This window comes from Solilutibacter pythonis (assembly GCF_003697345.1).
Classification (GTDB): Bacteria; Pseudomonadota; Gammaproteobacteria; order Xanthomonadales; family Xanthomonadaceae; genus Solilutibacter; species Solilutibacter pythonis.
The window spans coordinates 103,815-123,930 of record NZ_RFLY01000001.1 but is presented as its reverse complement, the minus strand read 5'-3'; the positions used below and the strand labels follow the sequence as shown (position 1 = coordinate 123,930).

Here is a 20,116-nt window from a genome sequence, read left to right as displayed (position 1 = left end):
AATTCACCCCTGCCGACTCGCGGCAAGCGGTGCAACGTTCGCGACCGCACCCGCTCCGCCACCCGGCGGCGACACGCCGCGCGCGCGCCGCCACATCCGCGCGGTGTTGGCGCGCCAGTCGTCGAGGATGGCGTAGATGGTCGGCAGAAACAGCAGGCTGACCACAGTGGAGAACGCCAGCCCGCCGGCGATGGCGCGGGCCATCGGGTAATAGCTGGGGCCGTCGCCGGCCATCTGGGTCTTGCCGATCGCGATCGGGATCATGGCGAGGATCGCCGTGCCCATCGTCATCAGGATCGGACGCAGCCGCTCGCGGCTGCCGGCAACCAGTGCGTCGGTGCGGCTCATGCCGGCGCGGCGATGGTTGTTGATGTGCTCCACCATCACGATGCCGTTGTTCACCACCACGCCCATCAGCACCAGGATGCCAATGAAGGCCATGATGTTGAACTCGGTGCCAGTCAGCCAGAACAGCCAGTACACGCCGAAGATCGAGAACACCACGCCGCTCATGATCGCGGTCGGGAACAGCAGCGATTCGAACACCGCCGCCATCACCACGTAGATCATCACCACCGCGATCAGCAGATTGAACAGCATCTGCCGCATCGCCTCGCTCTCGTCCATGAAGTTGACCCGGTCGAAGGTGTAGCTGTAGCCCGCCGGCCAGGCGACATGGCCCAGCGCCGATTCCATCGCCTTGCGCGCCTCGGGCATGGTGGTGCCCGGCGCCAGGTTGGCGGTGAGGTTGAGCGTGGTCTGGCGGTTGGTGCGTTGGATGACGCCGGCGGCCGGCTGCGAGGTCACGTCCGCCATCGCCATCAGCGGCACATCGCGGCCGTCTTTCGATTTCACCGTGAGGGCGGCAAGGTCGCTGGCGTCGTAACGCTCCGCGTCGGCGAAGCGCACGGTGAGCGGCACCTCCACGTCGCCGCGACGGAACTCGCGCAGCGGCTGTCCGCGCAATGCCATGCCGACGAAACCCGCCACTTCCTGCGCGCTGAAACCGAACGCCGCCGCGCGTTCACGATCGACCCGCACCACCAGCTCGGTGTTGCGGTCGCCGGCATCCACGCGCACATCGCGCAGCTCGGGACGACGCGCGAGGATCGGCACCACGTCGGTGGCGAGTTCGCCCAGCATCTGGGTGGAATCGCCCACCAGCCGCACTTCGATCTTCTTCGTCCGCATGCCGCCGCCCGGCCCATCCTGGCGGCCCAGGGTGATATCGGCGCGGGCCGATTTCGGCAAGCCCTCGCGGATCGCCTCGGTAACGCGCTCGGTGGCCTCCGGGTCCTTGGTGGTCAGCTCGACGTAGACGCCCGCGCCGCCATTCTCGGAGAAGCGCGAGGACACCCAATTGACCCGGAAACGCTCGCGGTTGGCCTCGATGTAGCGTTCGACCCGCGACACCTCCTCGGACATCCGCGCGCGGGTGTAGGCGCCCTTCCACTGGAACCGGATGAAGACGGAGCCGGCTTCATCGCCACCGAACATGTTGTTCTTGGTCATCACCGCCGGGATCGCGCTGATGGCGACGATGAAAACGATGCCGAGCACGCTCTTGGCGCGGTGCTCCAGCGTCCAGCGCAGAAAGCCGGCGTATCGTTCCTGCAATCGATGGATGAAGCCGCGCCGGTTGCCGAGCGTCGGTGGCGTTTTCAACCTCGCCGAAAGCATCGGGATCAGACTCACCGCCACCAGCCAGGAGGCCAGCAGCGAGACGCTGATGGTGATCGCGATCTGCGCCATGTAGATCGAGATCATGTCGCGCTCGCCAAACAGGTTGGGCACGAACACGATGCAATGGCAGAGCGTGCCCGCGGTCAATGCGATGGCGACGTGGCGGGTACCGAGGATCGAAGCCAGACGCGGCTGGCCGGGCATCTTCTCGCGCTCCTGGTAGATCGATTCCACCACCACCACGGCGTTGTCCACCAGCATGCCGATGGCAAGCAGCAGCCCCATCATCGTCAGCACGTTGAGCGTGACGCCGGCGAAGTACATGAAGCCCAGCGTCATGATGAAACAGATGGGGATCGCCAGCGTCACCATGAGCGTCGCCGCCCAGTCGCGCAGGAAGTAGTAGAGGACGATGATCGACAGCAGCAGGCCGATCACGCCGGCCTCGGCCAGCGACAGCAGCGAACCCACCACCGCCTCGCCCTGGTCCTCCACCACGCTGACGGTGATGTCGCGCACGGCGGAAGTTCGCTTGATCGCCGCCACCTCCGCGTTGACCTCGCGCGAGACCTGCACCAGGTTGGCATCGCGCTCCTTATAGATATCGATGCTGACCGCCGGCCGGCCATCGAGGCGGCGGCCGGAGCGCATCGTCACCGGCTTCAGGCGCACCTCGGCGATATCCGACAGTCGCGTGCCGCGCGTGTCGAGCACCAGTTCACGGAGCTGGTCGAGGTCGCGCAGTTCGCCTTGCGGCTGCACCCGCAGCTTGCGCGCGCCGTCGTCGATCTCGCCGGCGGATACCGAAAAATTCACCGTTTGCAGCTTGGCCGCCAGCGCATCCAGGCTGACGCCATTGGCGCTCAGCCGGTCCGGCTGGACGGCGATTTCCACTTCGTTCTGCGGCGCGCCGTGGATTTCCACCTTGGCCACGCCGGGGATGCGCTCCAGCCGACGCTTGAAGCCGCGATCTAGACGGTCGTATTCGCGGGTGAGATCGAGCGAACGGCTGGAGACGCGCAGGGTGATCGCGGCCTCGTCCGCGCTCGACCACTTGAACACCATGTAGCGACGCAGGTCGTCCGGCAACTCGTTGCGGATGGCATCGATGCGCTCGCGCGCCTCGGCGGTGGCGATGGCGATGTCCCGGCTCCAATCGGAGAATTGCAGGAACACCCCGGCGCTCTCGCTGGTCGCGTTGCTCTGCATGTTCTTGACGCCGGTCATGGTCGCCAGCGTCTCCTCGGCCGGACGCAGGAGGGCGCGCTCGGTTTCCTCCGGCGTGGAGCCGGGGTACGGCAGCATCACGTAGAGAAACGGCGCCGAGACATCCGGCATCGATTCCAGCGGCAGCCGCACCGCGGCGATCAACCCCACCACCACCATCGACACGAACAGCATGATGGTGGTGATCGGACGCTTGATGCTGAGCTCGGCGATGCTCATCCGGCGGCCCCATCCTCGGCCAGGGCGGCGTCCAGCGCGAGACGGTCCTCGCGTTCGCGGCGGCCACGCTCGGCGTAGTCCGCGTCCTGCCCGCGGTCGAGCAGGTCGTACACCACCGGAATCACCAGCAACGTGAGCAAGGTCGAGACCAGCAGGCCACCGATCACCGTGATCGCCATCGGCGAACGTACTTCGGCGCCCTCGCCGAAGGCCAGCGCCAGCGGCAGGAAACCGAACAGGGTGCAGGCGGTGGTCATGACGATGGGCCTGAGGCGCGAGCGCGCGCCTTCGACCAGCGCTTCGCGCTTGGGCACGCCTTCCAACCGCAACTGGTTGACCTTGTCGATCAGGATGATCGCGTTCTTGGTCACCAGCCCCACCAGCAGGATCAGGCCGATGAACACCACCACCGAAACCGGCGAGCGGGTCAGGAACAACGCCAGCACCGCGCCGACCAGCGCCAGCGGGATGGTGAAGAGGATGACGAAAGGATGCAGCAACGATTCGAACTGCGAGGCCATCACCAGATAGACCAAGAACACCGCCAGCCCGAAGGCGAACAAGAGCGAACGCACCGCGGCCTGCAGCTCCTCGCCCTGCCCGCCGATATGCAGGCCGATGTCGGCGCCGAGCGGATTGGCGGCGACCATCTTCCGCACTTCCTCCACCGCGCCGCCGAGATCGATGCCTTCGAGGTTGGCCGAGACCACCGCGACGCGCACCTGATCGGCGCGATGGATCTCGCTGGGACCGGTGCCGGCCTCGACCTCGGCCACCGCGGACAAACGCACCGGCCTGCCGGCGCCGGGATTCACCACCAGGCTGCGGATGTCCTCCAGCGTGGCGCGTTGGTCGGCCTCGGCGCGCACCAGCACATCGATCTTGCGGTCGCGGAAGCCGTAGCGCGTGGCCACCTCGCCGCGCACCTTCTTCACCACCACGTCGGCGATCTGCCGCGAGGTGAGGTTGAGCGCCGCCGCGCGCGCCTGGTCGAAGCGGATCTGAATCTCGGGATAGCCCTGCTCCACGGTCGATTTGACATCGGCATAGTGCGGATTGGCGCGCAGCATCGCCGCCAGTCCGCGGCCGGCCGTCTCGACCTCGCCGATGTCGTTGCCGGACACCTCGATCTCCAGCGGTGTGGACAGTGCGAACAATTCCGGGCGGCTGAAATCGACCTGGGTATCGACCTGCCCGGCCATCGACCGACGCAGCCCGTCGGTGAGCGCGGCCTCGGTCTTCGCATTGCCACCGCCCTTCATCACCACTGTCAGCTTGGCGATGTTCTCGCCGCTTTCGGTCGGGCTGGCATCGAGCCGGGTGCCACTGCCGCTCACACCGTAGAGCGCCTGCAAGCCGGCATCGCCACCGTGTTTGCCCTGCAAGCGGCGCACCACGGCATCGGTTTCGCGCAGCGGCGTGCCGGGCGGCAGTTTGACCGTCATTTCGAAACGATCCTGGGCGAGCTGCGGAATCAGATCGGCGCCGAGCAGCGGCAGTAGCAGCATCGATGCCGCAAATACGCCGGAGGCGGCGATGAGCACCAGCGCCGGGCGATTCAGCGCCGCCGGCAACAGCTTGAGGTAGCCGCGTTCGGCGCGATCGTAAGGCGCCATCGCGATGTCGCTGGCCTTGCCCATCACCGGCGACACTACCCGCACCAGCCCGCGCCAAAGCCGCACCAGCCCCCGGGCGAGGCCGTAAGCGAGCATCGAAAACAGCCGGCCGATGCCGTGAGACCCGGCCACCAACGGCTTCTGCCAGTGCGTGCGCGCCTCGAAGCGTTCGCGCGGCGCCTCTTCGGGGAAGGCCAGGGGTGCGCGGCCCTTGAGCGAGGACAGCATCGGGATCAAGGTCATCGAAACCAGCAGCGAGACCGCGATGGCGATGGCGACCGTCAGCGCCTGGTCGCGGAACAGTTCGCCGGCAATGCCCTCGACGAACACCAGCGGCAGGAACACGGCGATGGTGGTCAAGGTGGAGGCGACCACCGCCATGCTGACTTCGCGCGTGCCCCGGATCGCCGCATCGAGGATGCCCAGACCGCGTTCGCGCGCCTTGGCGATCGACTCCAGCACCACGATCGAGTCATCCACCACCAGCCCGGTGGCGAGCGCCAGGCCACCCAGCGACATCACGTTGAGCGAAAGTCCGAGCTGTCCCATGAAGAAGAAGGTGGTGATGATCGACACCGGCAGCGACAGCGAGACCACGAAAGTGCTCCAGCCATCGCGCAGGAACAGGAAGATCACCAGCACCGCGAGCAAGCCGCCGATCACCGCATCCACCTGCACGTCGCGGATGGCATGGCGGATGAACTGCGATTGGTCATCGATGGTGGTGAGCGTCACCTCCGGCGGCATCTGCTTGCGGATCGCCGCCAGCGTCTTGTCGATGTTGTCGGCGGTGGCGACGGTATTGGCATCGCCTTCCTTGTAGATCGCCAGTTCGACCGCCTCGCGGCCGCCAAGGCGGATGATCGCCTCACGCTCCTTGAAGCCCTGGCGCACGCTGGCGATGTCCTTCAGCCGCACCGGCAAACCGCCGCCGGGTTCGGCGCCGCCGCCGCCAGTGGCGCTCTGCACCGAGGCCGCGGCCGACATCGCGTTGGCATCGCCCGAGGCCGCCGCCACTCGCGCCATCTGCGCCGCGGCGCTTTCGGCCTCGGCATTGCCGGCATTGCGGGTAGTGACCAGCAGCTCGGCGATCTCGTCCACCGAACCGAATTGGTTGACCGTGCGCACCAGATAGCGCTGGGCGCCCTCTTCCAGTCGGCCACCGGAGAGATTCACGTTCTCCTGCTTCAGCCGGTTGATCACGGTGTCGATCGGGATGTTGAGCGCGGCCAGTTTCTGCTGGTCGATCTCGACCTGTATCTCGTCCTCCAGCCCACCCGCCACCTTGACCGCGGCCACGCCGCCGACCGGCTCCAGTTTCTTCTTCAAGTCCTCGTCGGCGTAGCGACGCAGCCGAGTCAGCGCGCTGTCGTCGCCGTCGGTGGATTTCGTCGCCAGCACCAGGCGCATGATCGGTGCGGTGGAGGGGTTGAAGCGCAGCAGTACCGGCGGCTTGGCGTCCAGGGGCAGTTGCAGGGCTTCCATCTTGTCGCGCACTTCCAGACTGGCCTTGTCCATGTCGATGCCCCAGACGAACTCCAGCACCACGTCGGATTGGCCGGTGCGCGAAACCGACTTCAGCTTGCGCAGCCCCTTGACCACGCCAACCGCTTCCTCGACCGGCTTGGTGATGAGCGTTTCGATCTCGACCGGCGCAGCGCCGGTGTACTCGGTGCGGACAGTGAGCGTGGGATAGCTGAGATCGGGCAACAAATTGACCTTGAGGCCGGACAGCGCGATCAAGCCGAACAGCACCAGCGTCACCATCATCATCAGAATGGTGACGCGGCGCCGGGTTGCGAACTCGACCAGATTGAAGCCACGGGAAGGCGTCATCGCGGGCGGCTCCGTCACTACTTGGCGGACGCGGCCGGGGCGGCGACGCCCGTCCTGGCCGGCGCATTCGGGTCGATCACCTGCACCGCGCCGCCCTCGCGCAGGGCGCTCTTGCCGGCAGTCACCACCTGTTCGCCAAGCTTCAGGCCCTCGCGCACCTCGACGTACGCCCCATCGGCATACCCGAGCTTGACCGGCACACGCTCGGCCTTGCCGGCGCGCACCACGTACACGGCCGGCTCACTGCCGTCATCGAGCAGGGCGACGCGCGGGATCGCCGGGACGTCGGCGCGCTGGTCGTAGTTGATCGCCATCCGCCCGAACATGCCCGGTTGCAGGCTGCCGCCGCCCTCGAAACCGCAAATGACACGGAAGGTACCGCTGCCGGCGTCGACCACCGGGGCGACGCGATCGACCTGGCCGGCAAAGCCACGGCCCGGCAACGCATCCACCGCCAGTTGCACCGGCAGCCCCGGCTTGATGCGGTCGATATCGCGCTCGGGCACGTTCAGCGTAGCCTCCAGCCGCGAGGTATCGACGATGCGGAAAATCGGCGAATTGATCTGCACGAAATTGCCCGGCTTCACCGTTTTCGAAGCGATCACCCCGGAGATCGGCGCCACCACCGTGGTGTAGGACAACTCCAGCCGCGCCATCTGGTTGGTCGCGCGAGCGTTCTGAAGATCGAAACGGAGCTGGTCCACATCGTTGGCGCTGACCATCTTCTGCTCGGCCAGTTGCACGGCGCGGCGGTAATTGGCCTCCAGCTTGGCCACCTGGGCATTGCTCTGCGTTACCTGCAAGCTGGCGCGGGCGGGATCGAGGCGGGCCAGCGGCTGGCCGGCGCGCACCTGCTGGCCTTCCTCGGCCAATACTCGCAAGGCCACACCCGAGGTCCTGGCGACCACCTGCGACTCCCCACGCGCTTCCAGCGCCGCGGTGCCGGTATAGCTGGCGGTCATGGTGCGCTGGGCGACGCGCACGGCCTCGACCGGCACCGCCTCCACCTTCTCGGCCTGGCCATCCGACTTGCCGGCGGCGTCACCGCGCTTGCAGGCCACCAGACCAACGGCCAGGGCAAGAACCAGCACGCCGATGGCGGCACCGCGCAGGCAATGGCGGGAAAACGTCGGAGACGAAACGGACATGGGCTGGCTCATGATCGGTGTTGTATGAAAGTAAATCACCTGCTGAAAAATCCGTGAAGGTGCCGAAGGTCATGTCATGACATCACCACCTGGTTTGATCGAGATCAACACGGGAATTCCATATTTGTTCAAGGCGGCTATACTCCGCGAAATCCGCAGGAAGCGGCACCCCTCCGACTCCGGGTACAGACCGATGCGACCGACCATGATCACCGCCTGCTTGGCGCTGTTGCTGCCGTTCGCCGCCACCGCGCAGAACGCGGCCACCGCCACCCCGCCCCGGCCCGCCGCCGACGGCGCCAGCCTGGCCTACACCTGCCGCGGCTGCCACGGCATCGCCGGCTACAAGAACGCCTACCCCAGCTACCGGGTACCCAAGCTGGTCGGCCAGTCCGAGATCTATCTGAAAAACGCGCTGACCGAATACAGACAGGGCAAACGCCAGCATCCAACCATGCAGGCCCAGGCGCAGAGTTTTTCGGAACAGGACATCGCCGCCATCGCGGCCTACCTCGCCAGCCTGAAGACCCAGTGAGCCAGCGCATGACGACTTTCCGCCTCCTCGCCATCCTGTCCATCACCCTTTCCGTCATTGCCTGCGCCAACGGCGACGACACCACCGCTTCCAGCGACGGCGATCAAGGCAGCTCGTCCTCGGCCGGCCTGCCCAAAGGGGATATCGCCCGCGGCAAGGAACTCGCCGGCAGCACGGCCCTCACCGGCCAGAGCTGCGTCAGTTGCCACGGCGAGGAAGGCAACGCGCCGATCGACCCCAGCTATCCGAAGATCGGCGGCCAATATCACGACTACATCGCCCATGCCCTGCAACGCTACCGCGACGGCAAGCGCGAACACGCCTTGATGACACCGCAAGCGACCAAGCTCAGCGACCAACAGATCGCCGACGTCTCCGCCTACTTCGGCAGCCGCCCCAGCCAACTGCAAGACATGTCGGCGCACTGACAGGCCGCTTCAGCGGCCCGGCCCAGTTGAGAGCAATGCCCGAGCCACTGTTCGAGCCCGGGTGCGCATCTCCGGCATATCCCCAGGACGCCACGCCCCCATACGCCGGCCCCGCATCCGCCTCAGGCCGGTGAACCGCCCGGCTCGGCTGGCCGGGCTTCGGTCTTGTTGGGCGGCGTCAGGTCTCCCTGGTTCTCGAAGAGTTCGCGCTTGAACGGTACCTGCGGCGCCGGCCGCGCGCGCGCGGGCTGGTCGAACTTGCCATTCTTGCCCGCCACCGGCAAACAGCCGCCCAAGGCCTGCAACATCGACACCACGCACTCCAATTCCAGGTCGGTACCGGGAATCGGGACGCGCATCGACTTCACCCCTTTCCTCACCCACTCTTGCAGCAATGTCTCGGACGGCCGCCAAATGCTATCGAACATGGTGCCGCGCGCCTGCAAACCGGGCCGCTTGAGCCAAGTGCCCTCTTTATAAGGGTCGGGGAAACGTGGCTTGAAACGGTCGTCCACCAGACGCGGGCGGCCATCCGGGCCGGACAGCCCCCCTCCCTGGCCACCGGCGCCACGCGGATTGCCGCGGTCGCCACCGCTGGCCTGTCCCGCGCGGTTGCGCGCGGCGGCATCCCAGTCGTCGCCGCGAACCGGGGCCGACCAGCCGCCGGAAGCGCGCGCGCGCGCCGGCCCGGCCTCCTCCCCCGAGGCTGCCTGACCCGGCCGTGGCGAGCGCTCGGCGGCTCCCGGCAAACCGGGACGCGGGCTGGCAGTGGCATGGGCGGCAGGCGCATTCCCCGCCGTTTCGGCAGCAGACGCGGCGCCGCTGTCGGCCCGCTCGGCCGGCAAGTCGGGCAAGGCGCGAGGCGGCAGCTCGCGCACCACAAGACGCGGCTCGGACGAAGGCGCGGCAAGCTGCGGAACACGCATCGGCGGCGGCGCTTCGGGCATCGGAATCTCGCGTTCGCGAACGTTCATCGCCGGCGCCCGCGCCACTGGGTCACGCGCCGCCGGCAAATCGATCGCGCGCACGTCCGGCAACGGGCCGGGAATCGCCTGCTCGACCGGCGCCGGCGCCTCGCGCAATTCGGGCGCGCGCGGCGTCGGCACGGCCAGGGTTCGCATCGGCGGCAGGCGGAACGCGCCCACCGGCTCAGCCGTCTCCGTCACTTGCAAGAGCTGCTCGACCACCTGTGTTTCAGCCGCAACCGCCCGGGCGCTGGCCGGCGCAGGACGGCGCGCGCTACGGGCCGAAGCCGTCACCGCATTCGCTTGGCGGGCGGCTACGGCCGGACGCGGTTCGCCATCGGCCGCCGCCGCGCCGCCGCCCGGGGTTTCCGGGCTGCCGAAGCCGGTGATGCGGATACGGATGGTCTCCTCCTCCGGTGGCGCCTCGCCGCCCGAACGCAGATACATCGAAGCCAACAGGAACACCCCGAACAACACATTGACGAACAGGCTGAAGACCATCGCGCCGTTACGCAGGCGCGGCTCGGTGCGGCCGCCGGGATCCCAGCCCGCATCGAACAGGCCGCGCCAGCGCTGCCAACGCCCGAGTTCAGGCGGAATCGCGGGAGGCGACTGTGGCGGGCGCGCCGCCATGACCGCCACCAATTCATCGCGCGCCGGGCCAGCGGCGGCCGGCAATTGCCAGCCGGAATCGAACCCGTCCCACCCATCGGCACCGAAACCGGGCAGCCCCGGATGGCCCGACGATCCGCGCCCACGCCCGCGTGCCAGCAGCACTGCAAGCAACCCCTCTCTCGATGCCATTGGGACCGTCTCAGCCGCCCGCGCGTGGCGCGTAAGGCGCGGTCCCGGTGGCGTGGTCGGTAGCATCGCGCACCGCGGTCACGCCCGGCACTTTTTCCAGCAGGGTCTTCTCGATGCCTTGCTTGAGAGTGATGTCGGCCATGCCGCAGCCGTGACAGCCACCGCCAAAACGCAACACCACGATGCCATCCGCGGTCACTTCCTCCACCCGCACGCTACCGCGGTGCATCGCCAGTTGCGGATTGACCTCCTGCTCCACCACCCACATCACCCGCTCCACCAGCGAGGCGTCGGCCTGCGGCACCTCGCCCTTGATCTTCGGCGCGCGGATCTGCAACTGGCCGCCGGTGGCCCGCGGCTCGTAATCGATACGGGCGCCATCCAGCGCCTTGGCGCTGCCGGCATCCACCCACAGGGTGAAGCCCTCGCAATCCACCGCCCACTCATCGCCGGACAAGTCATCCGGGCCCGCGAATTCCAGCCGCACGTCCGCGCGCGGCGTGCCGGCATGGACGGCGGACAGACGCACGCCGAGGCCGGGCATCGCCTCCTTGGCAAGGAGTTTGCGGAAATGATTCTGTGCGGATTCGGTGATGTCGATCATGCGGGTATTCTATCGGCCTCCCAATGACTGCCGACTTTAGGAACACCGATGAGCGATTTGGTTCCCCTCGCCAATGCCCACTGTAGCCCGAAGCATGGGCAGGAGCACCGCCTGAGCGAAGCCAGCATCCGTGAATTGCTGCCGCAGTTGCCGGGCTGGGAACTGGCCGAAAACGGCGCCGCGCTTTCCAAGACCTTTTCCTTTCCCGACTACTACCGCACGATGAGCTTCGTTAACGCGCTGGCGCACATGGCCAACCGAGAGGACCACCACCCCGACCTTTCCGTCCATTACGACCGCTGCGTGGTGCGCTACTCCACCCACGACGTCGGCGGGTTGAGCGAAAACGACTTCATCTGCGCGGCGAAAACGGAGCGACTGGGGTGAAGCGGACGGAAAACACCAAATCACATAACGCATTCGAGTGGATCATCCTGTTTTCCTGCCTGGGAGCGGTGGGCTTTGCAGTCGTCTTCTTCGGCTGGCCGCGGAACCTTCAGGAAGCGGGCGGCTTCGCTGCCTTCATCGGTGCTTTACTGACCCCTATTTCGTTGCTTCTTCTAGTGCTCACTCTACGAAGCCAAGAGACGACACAACAGCGGGCGACACGCGACAATTTCCTGGCTTTGCAAGTCCAGATGACCGTAGCAAGTTGGAAAGCATCAAGGCCAGTGGGAAATACAACGAAACCTTTGGTTCGATCCACCGACGCTATCAGAACAGGGTAGCCGAACTGAACAAACTGCTCCAATCTAGACTCGACATGCCGGAAATGGCCAGCAGCGAGCGGGACGGACAGCCCCACTGAACCGGCTCACCCCAGTCTGTCCAGCACCTCCCGCAAATCCGCCGCCAGCGGCGCATCCAGCACGTATTCGGCACGCGCCTCGCCCAAGGCGAAACGCAGGCTGGCCGCATGCAGGAATAATCGCTTCAGCCCCGCCTGCTCGCGCAGTTTTCTGTTGATGGCCGGGTCGCCGTACTTGTCGTCGCCCGCCACCGGGTGGCCGAGATGGCGAGCATGCGCGCGGATCTGGTGCGTACGGCCGGTATCGATCTTCACCTCGCACCAACTCATCCCGCCACGCCGCTCCAGCACGCGGAAATGGCTGGTCGAAGGCTTGCCGGCCGGACTGACCACCACATGGCGCTCGCCGCCCTGGCGCAAGCCCACATGGAGCGGCGCATCGACCGTCATCACGCCATCGGGCATGCGCCCGGCGAGCAGCGTCAAATAGCGTTTTTCGATGCCGGCGCCATGATCTTCGCGCAGCAATGCCTGCAACTCGCGCAAGGCCGAGCGCTTCTTCGCCACGATCAATAGCCCTGAGGTATCGCGATCGAGCCGATGCACCAGTTCCAGCGATTGCTCCGGCCGCAGCGCCCTCAGCGATTCAATCGCGCCGTGAGCGATGCCGCTACCGCCATGGCTGGCCAGTCCGCTCGGTTTGTTCAGCGCCAGCAAGCGGCTGTCCTCGAACACGATGGCGGCCTGCAGCGCCGCGAGCAAGCTCCTCGGCGGCGGCGCCTGTTCTCCCGGCCCGGCCAAGCGCACCGGCGGGATGCGCACTTCATCGCCCGCCTCCAGCTTGCGCTCGGGTTTGGCACGGCCGCCGTTCACCCGTACCTGGCCGCTGCGAACCACTTTGTAGATCAACGACCTGGGCGCCCCCTTCAGATGTCCCAGCAGGAAGTTATCCAGCCGTTGGCCGGCACGCGCCTCGGGGACGTGGACGGTGCGGGCGACGGGGCGATCCTGCGCTTCGTTCATCGGTTTCAGTCTCGGTCGGAGGCGCGACTTTACACCGGCCCCACCTCGCTACTCCCCGAAGGGTTCATCTGCTACACTCGCGGAGCGAAGCAAGCCATTGATTATCCGTCGGATTTACGGGCCGAAAGCCGGGAACCACGGACTCCAGTCGAAGCGCAGCCACTACCCCAGGGGCAGCCATGCAAGCGAACGCCCGGCAATGGAACAGATCGCGCATCGCCATATGGCGATAGGCAAGAACTTTATGAACCGCCACCAGCGAGGTATCTGCCGGTGGCGACCCGAAGGAACAACAACAAGCGCTCCCGCGGCCCGCCGTGGTGTTGCAGCGCTGGAAAACTTCAGGCGTGGGCCAGCGCGATGCGCGGCCCGCGTCCAGCGGTGACCAGAGGCGAAACGCCCGGCGTTCCGCGCGTGACGAACGCGCAAGGAACGAACAATGAAACGCATGCTGATCAATGCGACGCAGGCGGAAGAGCTCCGCGTCGCCATCGTCGATGGACAGAACCTCTACGACATCGATATCGAGCAACCCTCGAGGGAACAAAAGAAATCCAACATCTACAAAGGCAAGATCACCCGCCTTGAGCCTTCGTTGGAAGCCGCTTTCGTCGATTACGGCGCCGAACGCCACGGCTTCCTTCCCCTGAAGGAAATCTCGCGCGATTACTTCCAGTCCGGCGTCGACCACCACAAGGCCAACATCAAGGAACTGCTGCGCGAAGGCCAGGAGGTCGTCGTGCAGGTGGACAAGGAGGAGCGCGGAAACAAGGGCGCGGCGCTGACCACCTTCATCTCTCTGGCCGGCCGCTACATGGTGCTGATGCCGAACTCGCCGAGCGCCGGCGGCGTCTCGCGCCGGATCGAGGGCGAGGACCGCGCCGAGCTGAAGCGGGCGATGGACGCCCTCGCCATCCCCGACGACATGGGCGTGATCATCCGCACCGCCGGCGTCGGCCGCGATGCCGAAGAACTGCAATGGGATCTGGACTACCTGCTCTCGGTCTGGCGCGCCATCGCCCAGGCCGCGCTGTCCAAGCCCGCCCCCTTCCTGATCTACCAGGAGTCGCGGCTCATCATCCGGGCGCTGCGCGACTACATGCGCGCCGACATCGGCGAGATTCTGGTCGACACGCCGGAAATGTACGAGGAGGCGAAGGAGTTCGTCGGGCAGGTCATGCCGCACAACCTGCGCAAGCTCAAGCACTACACCGATGACGTGCCGCTGTTCAACCGCTTCCAGATCGAGTCGCAGATCGAGTCGGCCTACGAGCGCGAAGTGCGACTGCCTTCCGGCGGCGCGCTGGTGATCGACCAGACCGAAGCGCTGACCGCCATCGACGTCAACTCCGCGCGCGCCACCCGCGGCGGCGACATCGAGGAAACCGCCTTCAACACCAACCTGGAAGCGGCCGAGGAAGTCGCCCGCCAGTTACGCCTGCGCGACCTCGCCGGCCTGGTGGTGATCGACTTCATCGACATGGCCAGCAACAAACACCAGCGCGAAGTCGAGAACCGCCTGCAATCGGCGCTGAAGTACGACCGCGCACGCGTGCAGATCGGCCGCATCTCGCGTTTCGGGTTGATGGAGATGAGTCGCCAGCGCCTGCGCCCGTCGCTTGGCGAGAACAGCCAGATCGTCTGCCCGCGTTGCGAAGGCCACGGCCGTATGCGCAGCGTGGAATCGCTCTCGCTGTCGATCCTGCGTGTGGCCGAGGAGCACGCGATGAAGGACAACACCGGCCAGGTGCTGGTGCAGGTACCGGTCGAGATCGCCAACTTCCTGCTGAACGAAAAGCGCCGGGCGCTGGCCGAAATCGAGCACCGCCACAACGCGCCGGTGGTGATCGTCGCCGACGAGCAGTTGCAGGCGCCGCATTACGAAGTCACCCGCATCCGCGAGAACGAACTGGGCGAAGAATCCTCACGCCCCAGTTACCAGCGCGGCACGCCACGCAAACTGCCCACGCACGCGCTGACCAAGGCCCATCTCAACGTCCCGGACGAGCCGGCGGTGAAGAACGTCAAGCCAACGCAGCCGGCACCGATCCGCGCGCCGCGCGAGGAAACGCCCAAGCCCGCCCCCGCCCCGGCCTCGCAGCAGCCGCCCCCCCCCGTATTCACCGCCGCCAAACCCAAGGCCGGCTTCCTGTCGCGCGTCATGCAGTTCTTCGCCGGCGCGCCGGCCGAAACGCCCACGCCACCCCACTCGGACGACCGGCAGCGCGGCGAACCGCGCCAGAGCCAGAACCGCCGCGATGGCCAGAACCCACGTCAAAACAACCGCGGCGACCGGAATGCCCGCAACGAACGCGGCAACCGGCAGCAGAACAATCGCCCCTCCCAAAAGGATGCGCGCGATGGCAACGAGTCGCAAAAACAGCAGCACGAGCACGCCAAGCCACGCCGCGAACGCCAGCCACAGCCACCACAATCTGAGAAAGAAGCACGCACGCAGCAGGCCACGGTGGTCGAACAGCCAGCGCAGCCCTCCAAGCGCGAGGAAGGCGGCAACGAAAACCGCCGCCGCAATCGCCGTGAACGCGAGGCACGCCAGCCGAAAGACGCCGTGAGTTCGCCCCCCGCCGGCGAAGTGCTGAAAACACCCCTTCCCGTTGTCGAAGCCGAAGCTCAAACCAGCGAGCCTGCCATCGCCCCAACCGTTGCCCCTCAAACCACCGCTTCCACTGACGAAACCGAAGTCAACGATGAAGGCAACCGCCGTCGCCGTGGCCGTCGCGGCGGACGTCGCCGCCGCCGCGGTAGCGGTGACGATGCCAACGAAGTACAGGTCGAGGTGGATGCCCTGGAAGCGGGGGAACTGGTCACGGCCCAAGGGTCTCAGCCCGAATTCGATTTTGCCGATGTCGATCCGCCAGCCGGGGCCGTGCAGAAAACCGCCCATGTGACATCCACGCCACAGGCCAAAACCGAGGCCGAACCGCCCGTTGCCTCCCCCGAAGCGGCCATCGAAACCCAGGCACCGCACCGGGACGGACAGGCGCCCACCAAGGCCGACAAGCCGAAGGGCAATCGCGCGTCCCGCAACTCGCAGCCACAGGGACCATCGATTTCCGCCCTGCCGCTGTCCGCCGCCATCGCGGTTTCTCTGGCCGAGTCGCAACGCCTGCCGAAGCCAGCGATGCCACCCGCCAAACAGGCCGATACCGCCCCCCCCGCCACCGGCCCAGTCAACGAGGCTCAGCCGGAAACGGCCGATAAAGCCGCTTCGAGTCCCTCGGCAACCGTCACGGCCACCGACCGCAAGGTTGCCGGCTCCAGCGCCACTCCGGGCCTGGACGCCTCGGACTTGGCGGACGCCCCCGGTTTCGATGCCCCGGCAACGGCGACGGACGAACCAACCGCCGCGCCGGTGGAGGCCGCTGTCGAAGCCGCTACGTTGATACCTGAAGCGGCGGTTCAAACGGAATCGGTCAATGCCGCCGTCACCGCCAACAATGCCGAACTTTCGCAGCCTGACCCCGCCGCGGAGGCCGCCGGTACCGTCACCGCACTGGTCGCCGAAACACCTCGCAAACCGGCTGACGACCCGTCCCCCACCTGATCCCGCCACTGCGCTCCCATCGCCCCGTCCATCGGGGCGATGATGTTTCCGGGCACAGATCGTTCATTGCCCGACGCGGTTCAGGGCATCAGACCGCCCGCGCCACGTCGCTCAAACCATACTGACTGGCGAGCCTTGCCAGTGCGATGGGATCGCCGACCGCCAGCTTCTCGAACAAACGGGATTTGTGCGTATTGACCGTCTTGGCACTGAGACTGAGCCGCTTGGCGATCGCTTCTTGACGCAGGCCCTGCACCAGCAGCATCGCCACCTCCAGTTCCCGCGGCGACAGCGCGTCGAACGGCGAGCCACAGCCCTGCACAGTGGACAAGGCCATATTCCGGGCGATGTTATTGCCGAGATAACGACGCCCTCGCGCGACATCGCGCACCGCCCGCACCAGTTCGGCGGCATCTCCCCCCTTGCCGAGATAACCGCAGGCACCGGCATCGAGCAGTCGCTTGGGCAACGGCCCATCCTCCATCACCGAGACGATGATGACCTTGCAGCGCGACGCTCCCCGGCTCAGGCGCTCGGTGATCTCCAGCCCACTGATGCCCGGCAAGTGCAGATCGCACAGCACCACGCTGGGCTTCAGCCGGCGAATCTCCGGCAATGCCGTTTCGCCGGAATCGGCCTCGCCAACCACTTCCACATCGACTTCCTGTTCCAGGATCAATTTCATCCCGGCGCGCACCAGCGCATGGTCATCCACCAGATACACGCGGATTGCCATTGTTCACACTCCCCGACTGATTTCCCTGCGCCAGACTAGGGCGCGTCGCGACAGCCGGCAAGTAGTCCAACCGCGTACCCTACCATCAGATTATTCCGACCACCGACTTCCGCCGCGCCAAGGCGGGAACATTCTCGAATGCCCGCCGCCGGATCGACGCCACGCTAAACATGCCTGGAACCGGCCTTTCCAGCCCAGCCGAAAGGCAGCGGCGTTTCAGCTCTGGAGCAATCGCCGCACGATCCGATCCGCCAGACTTTCCGCAGATATATTGCCGGTATCGAGCCGCAGTTCCGGCTGCTCCGGGGCCTCGTAGGGCGAATCGATACCGGTGAAGTGGGGAATCCGCCCCGCTCGCGCCTTGGCGTACAACCCTTTCACGTCGCGCGCCTCGGCAATCGCCAATGGCGTATCGACGAACACCTCGATGAATTCACCCTCGGCGAACAACTCACGCGCCATGCGCCGCTCGGCACGGAACGGCGAAATGAAGCTGACCAGCACGATCAGGCCGGCATCGGTCATCAGCTTCGCCACCTCGGCGATGCGGCGGATGTTTTCGACACGATCGGCATCGGTGAAACCCAGATCACGGTTGAGCCCATGACGGACGTTGTCGCCATCGAGGATGTAGGCATGCTTGCCCATCGCCTGCAACTTCTGCTCAACCAGATTGGCGAGCGTGGACTTGCCCGAGCCGGACAGGCCAGTGAACCAGACGCAACGCGGCGCCTGGCCGAGACTGGCGGCGCGTACGGCCTGATTCAGGCTGGCAGAGTGCCAATGCAGGTTGGTGGCGCGTCGCAAGGCGAAATCGAGAGTACCGGCGGCGACGGTCGCGTGGGTTTCGCGGTCTATCAGGATGAAGCCACCCAGCACCCGGTCTTTCTCGTAGGGTGTAAAGGCGATCGCTTCGGCCAGCGCGAGCTTGCATGCCGCAACCTCGTTCAAGGCCAATTCGCGGGCGGCCAGTTCGGCCTGGGTATCGACATCGATACGGTGCTTGATCTCGGTGATGCTGGCACTGACGGTCTTGCTAGCGATCTTCAGCCAGTAAGGGCGGCCCGGAAGCAATGGCGCCTCGTCCATCCACAACAAGTGCGCGCTGAACTGGTCGGCGATTTCCAACGGGTTGGAAGCGGCGGCGATCACATCCCCACGGGCGATATCGAGCTCGTCGGCGAGCGTGAGTGTGACCGCCCGCCCCGCTTGGGCTTCGGCGAGATCACCATCGGCGGTAACGATACGCGTCAGCCGCGAGCGCCGGCCCGAGGGCAGTGTCACGACTTCATCGCCGACCTGTGCCATACCCGATGCCAATGTGCCGGCATAACCACGAAAATTCTGATCGGGACGGTTGACCCACTGCACTGGCATGCAGAAGCCCGCACCAGGATCATGCGCACCAGCCGCCTCTGCGGCCTCCAGCGCCTGCATCAGGCTGGGCCCGGAATACCACGGCATGTCGGCCGAGCCAGCCAGCAGGTTATCGCCCCTGAGCGCCGAAATCGGGATCGCGCCGACCTGCTCGATGCCGAGTTGCTTAGCCAGCGCACGATACTCACGCTCAATGGTGCTGAAGACGCTCTCGTCATAACCGACCAGATCCATCTTGTTGACCGCCAGCACCACTTGGCGAATGCCGAACAAGCGGACGATCCAGCTATGGCGACGAGTCTGAGTCAACAAGCCTTTTCGCGCATCGATCAGTACCACGGCCAGATCGGCGGTGGAAGCGCCGGTAGCCATGTTGCGCGTGTACTGCACATGCCCTGGGCAGTCGGCGACGATGTAACGCCGCGTCGCCGTGGCGAAATAACGGTAAGCCACGTCGATGGTGATGCCTTGCTCACGCTCTGCATCGAGGCCATCCACCAGCAGGGCGAAGTCGATCTGCTCGCCCTGCGTGCCTTGCCGACGGCTGTCGGCGGTCAATGCGGCCAACTGATCGTCGAGCAGCTTCCGGCTGTCATGAAGCAAGCGGCCGATGAGCGTGCTCTTGCCATCGTCCACGCTGCCGCAGGTAATGAAACGTAGCAGGTCGTTCGGCATCGACATCAGAAATAACCCTCGCGCTTTTTCTTTTCCATCGAGGCGGCGGGATCGTGATCGATAACACGCCCCTGCCGCTCCGAACGGGTCGAAGCGCGCATCTCGGCGATGACGTCGTCCAGCGTGGCCGCATCGGATTCGATCGCGCCCGTCAACGGATAGCACCCCAGGGTGCGGAAGCGCACGCGACGCAGCATCGGCGCCTCGCCTTCGCCAAGCGGGAGGCGTGCGTCATCGACCAGGATCAAGGCGCCGTCACGCGCCACCACAGGCCGCTCGGCGGCGAAATACAACGAAGGCACCGGGATGTTCTCGCGGCGGATGTACTCCCAGACATCGAGTTCCGTCCAATTGGACAACGGAAACACCCGTACCGATTCACCCGCATGCACGCGGGTGTTGTAGAGGTTCCACAGTTCCGGCCGCTGACGACGCGGGTCCCAGCCATGATTCCGGTCGCGGAAGCTGAAAATACGCTCCTTGGCGCGCGATTTCTCCTCGTCCCGGCGCGCTCCGCCGATCGCCGCATCGACCTTCAGCCGATTCAACGCCTGCTTCAGCGCCTCCGTCTTCATCACCTCGGTATGCAGCGAAGCACCATGCGTGACCGGGCCGATGCCGCGCGCCAGCCCCTCGGGATTCGTATGGACATGCAGTCGCATGCCGGTTTCGGCCGCGCGGCGGTCGCGAAAGGCGATCATTTCGCGGAACTTCCAACCGGTATCGACATGCAGTAACGGGATGGGCGGCTTGGCCGGGTAAAACGCCTTCAGCGACAGGTGCAACAACACCGAGCTGTCCTTGCCGATGGAGTACAACAGCACCGGATGGCGGAACTCAGCCACCACCTCGCGCAGGATGTGCAGGCTCTCGGCTTCGAGACGGTCGAGATGATCAATGGACATGGGCGGCCACTTTAACGGCAAC

13 protein-coding genes are annotated in these 20,116 nt (G+C 66.0%); 4 read left to right on the top strand and 9 right to left on the bottom strand.

The features are described from left to right. Positions 1-3: 3 nt before the first annotated feature. The 3 genes from EBB59_RS00590 to EBB59_RS00580 are packed head-to-tail and all read right to left on the bottom strand — an operon-like array spanning position 4 to position 7,729. Positions 4-3,129, bottom strand: coding sequence for an efflux RND transporter permease subunit (locus EBB59_RS00590; RefSeq protein ID WP_122100213.1), 3,126 nt, complete (start codon positions 3,127-3,129; stop codon positions 4-6). Next, the gene (locus EBB59_RS00585; RefSeq protein ID WP_122100212.1) at positions 3,126-6,581 is read right to left on the bottom strand and encodes an efflux RND transporter permease subunit; all 3,456 of its coding nucleotides are present in this window, start codon (positions 6,579-6,581) and stop codon (positions 3,126-3,128) included. The genes EBB59_RS00590 and EBB59_RS00585 overlap by 4 nt, the downstream gene beginning before the upstream one ends. Positions 6,582-6,598: 17 nt before the next feature. Next, entirely contained in the window at positions 6,599-7,729 is a 1,131-nt protein-coding gene (locus EBB59_RS00580; RefSeq protein ID WP_122100211.1) for an efflux RND transporter periplasmic adaptor subunit, read from the bottom strand. A 193-nt stretch (positions 7,730-7,922) separates the two neighbouring features. On the opposite strand from EBB59_RS00580, the gene EBB59_RS00575 reads away from it, so the two are divergent. Both EBB59_RS00575 and EBB59_RS00570 read left to right on the top strand, forming a co-directional pair. Beyond that, positions 7,923-8,264 (top strand): c-type cytochrome, encoded by a 342-nt coding sequence (locus EBB59_RS00575; RefSeq protein ID WP_122100372.1) that lies wholly within the window; start codon positions 7,923-7,925, stop codon positions 8,262-8,264. Between the two features lie 8 nt (positions 8,265-8,272). After that, on the top strand, positions 8,273-8,692 hold the full coding sequence (locus tag EBB59_RS00570; protein ID WP_122100371.1) for a c-type cytochrome: 420 nt from the start codon (positions 8,273-8,275) through the stop codon (positions 8,690-8,692). 122 nt (positions 8,693-8,814) lie between these two features. On the opposite strand, the gene EBB59_RS00565 is transcribed toward EBB59_RS00570, so the two are convergent. Both EBB59_RS00565 and EBB59_RS00560 read right to left on the bottom strand, forming a co-directional pair. After that, on the bottom strand, positions 8,815-10,443 hold the full coding sequence (locus EBB59_RS00565) for a hypothetical protein (protein WP_147455468.1): 1,629 nt from the start codon (positions 10,441-10,443) through the stop codon (positions 8,815-8,817). 28 nt (positions 10,444-10,471) lie between these two features. After that, positions 10,472-11,065 (bottom strand): NfuA family Fe-S biogenesis protein, encoded by a 594-nt coding sequence (locus EBB59_RS00560; protein ID WP_122100209.1) that lies wholly within the window; start codon positions 11,063-11,065, stop codon positions 10,472-10,474. Positions 11,066-11,113: 48 nt separating this feature from the next. Between EBB59_RS00560 and EBB59_RS00555 the strand changes: the two genes are divergently transcribed. Then, positions 11,114-11,452: a 4a-hydroxytetrahydrobiopterin dehydratase gene (locus EBB59_RS00555; RefSeq protein WP_122100208.1), complete on the top strand. Its 339-nt coding sequence runs from the start codon at positions 11,114-11,116 to the stop codon at positions 11,450-11,452. A 427-nt stretch (positions 11,453-11,879) separates the two neighbouring features. Here EBB59_RS00555 and EBB59_RS00550 read toward each other — a convergent pair whose 3' ends face one another. Further along, a complete protein-coding gene (locus EBB59_RS00550; protein ID WP_122100207.1) occupies positions 11,880-12,836 on the bottom strand; it encodes an RluA family pseudouridine synthase in 957 nt (318 codons plus the stop codon). A 439-nt stretch (positions 12,837-13,275) separates the two neighbouring features. On the opposite strand from EBB59_RS00550, the gene rne reads away from it, so the two are divergent. Then, complete coding sequence (gene rne / locus EBB59_RS00545; protein WP_122100206.1) at positions 13,276-16,401, top strand: ribonuclease E; 3,126 nt, start codon at positions 13,276-13,278, stop codon at positions 16,399-16,401. 88 nt (positions 16,402-16,489) lie between these two features. On the opposite strand, the gene EBB59_RS00540 is transcribed toward rne, so the two are convergent. From EBB59_RS00540 to cysD, 3 genes are all read right to left on the bottom strand, one after another. Beyond that, a complete protein-coding gene (locus EBB59_RS00540) occupies positions 16,490-17,137 on the bottom strand; it encodes a response regulator (protein WP_122100205.1) in 648 nt (215 codons plus the stop codon). Positions 17,138-17,353: 216 nt separating this feature from the next. Then, positions 17,354-19,195 carry a sulfate adenylyltransferase subunit CysN gene (gene cysN, locus EBB59_RS00535; RefSeq protein ID WP_122100204.1) on the bottom strand — a complete coding sequence of 614 codons (1,842 nt, stop codon included), beginning with the start codon at positions 19,193-19,195 and terminating at the stop codon, positions 17,354-17,356. Next, positions 19,195-20,094: a sulfate adenylyltransferase subunit CysD gene (gene cysD, locus EBB59_RS00530; RefSeq protein WP_122100203.1), complete on the bottom strand. Its 900-nt coding sequence runs from the start codon at positions 20,092-20,094 to the stop codon at positions 19,195-19,197. The genes cysN and cysD overlap by 1 nt, the downstream gene beginning before the upstream one ends. Between the last annotated feature and the right edge of the window lie 22 nt (positions 20,095-20,116).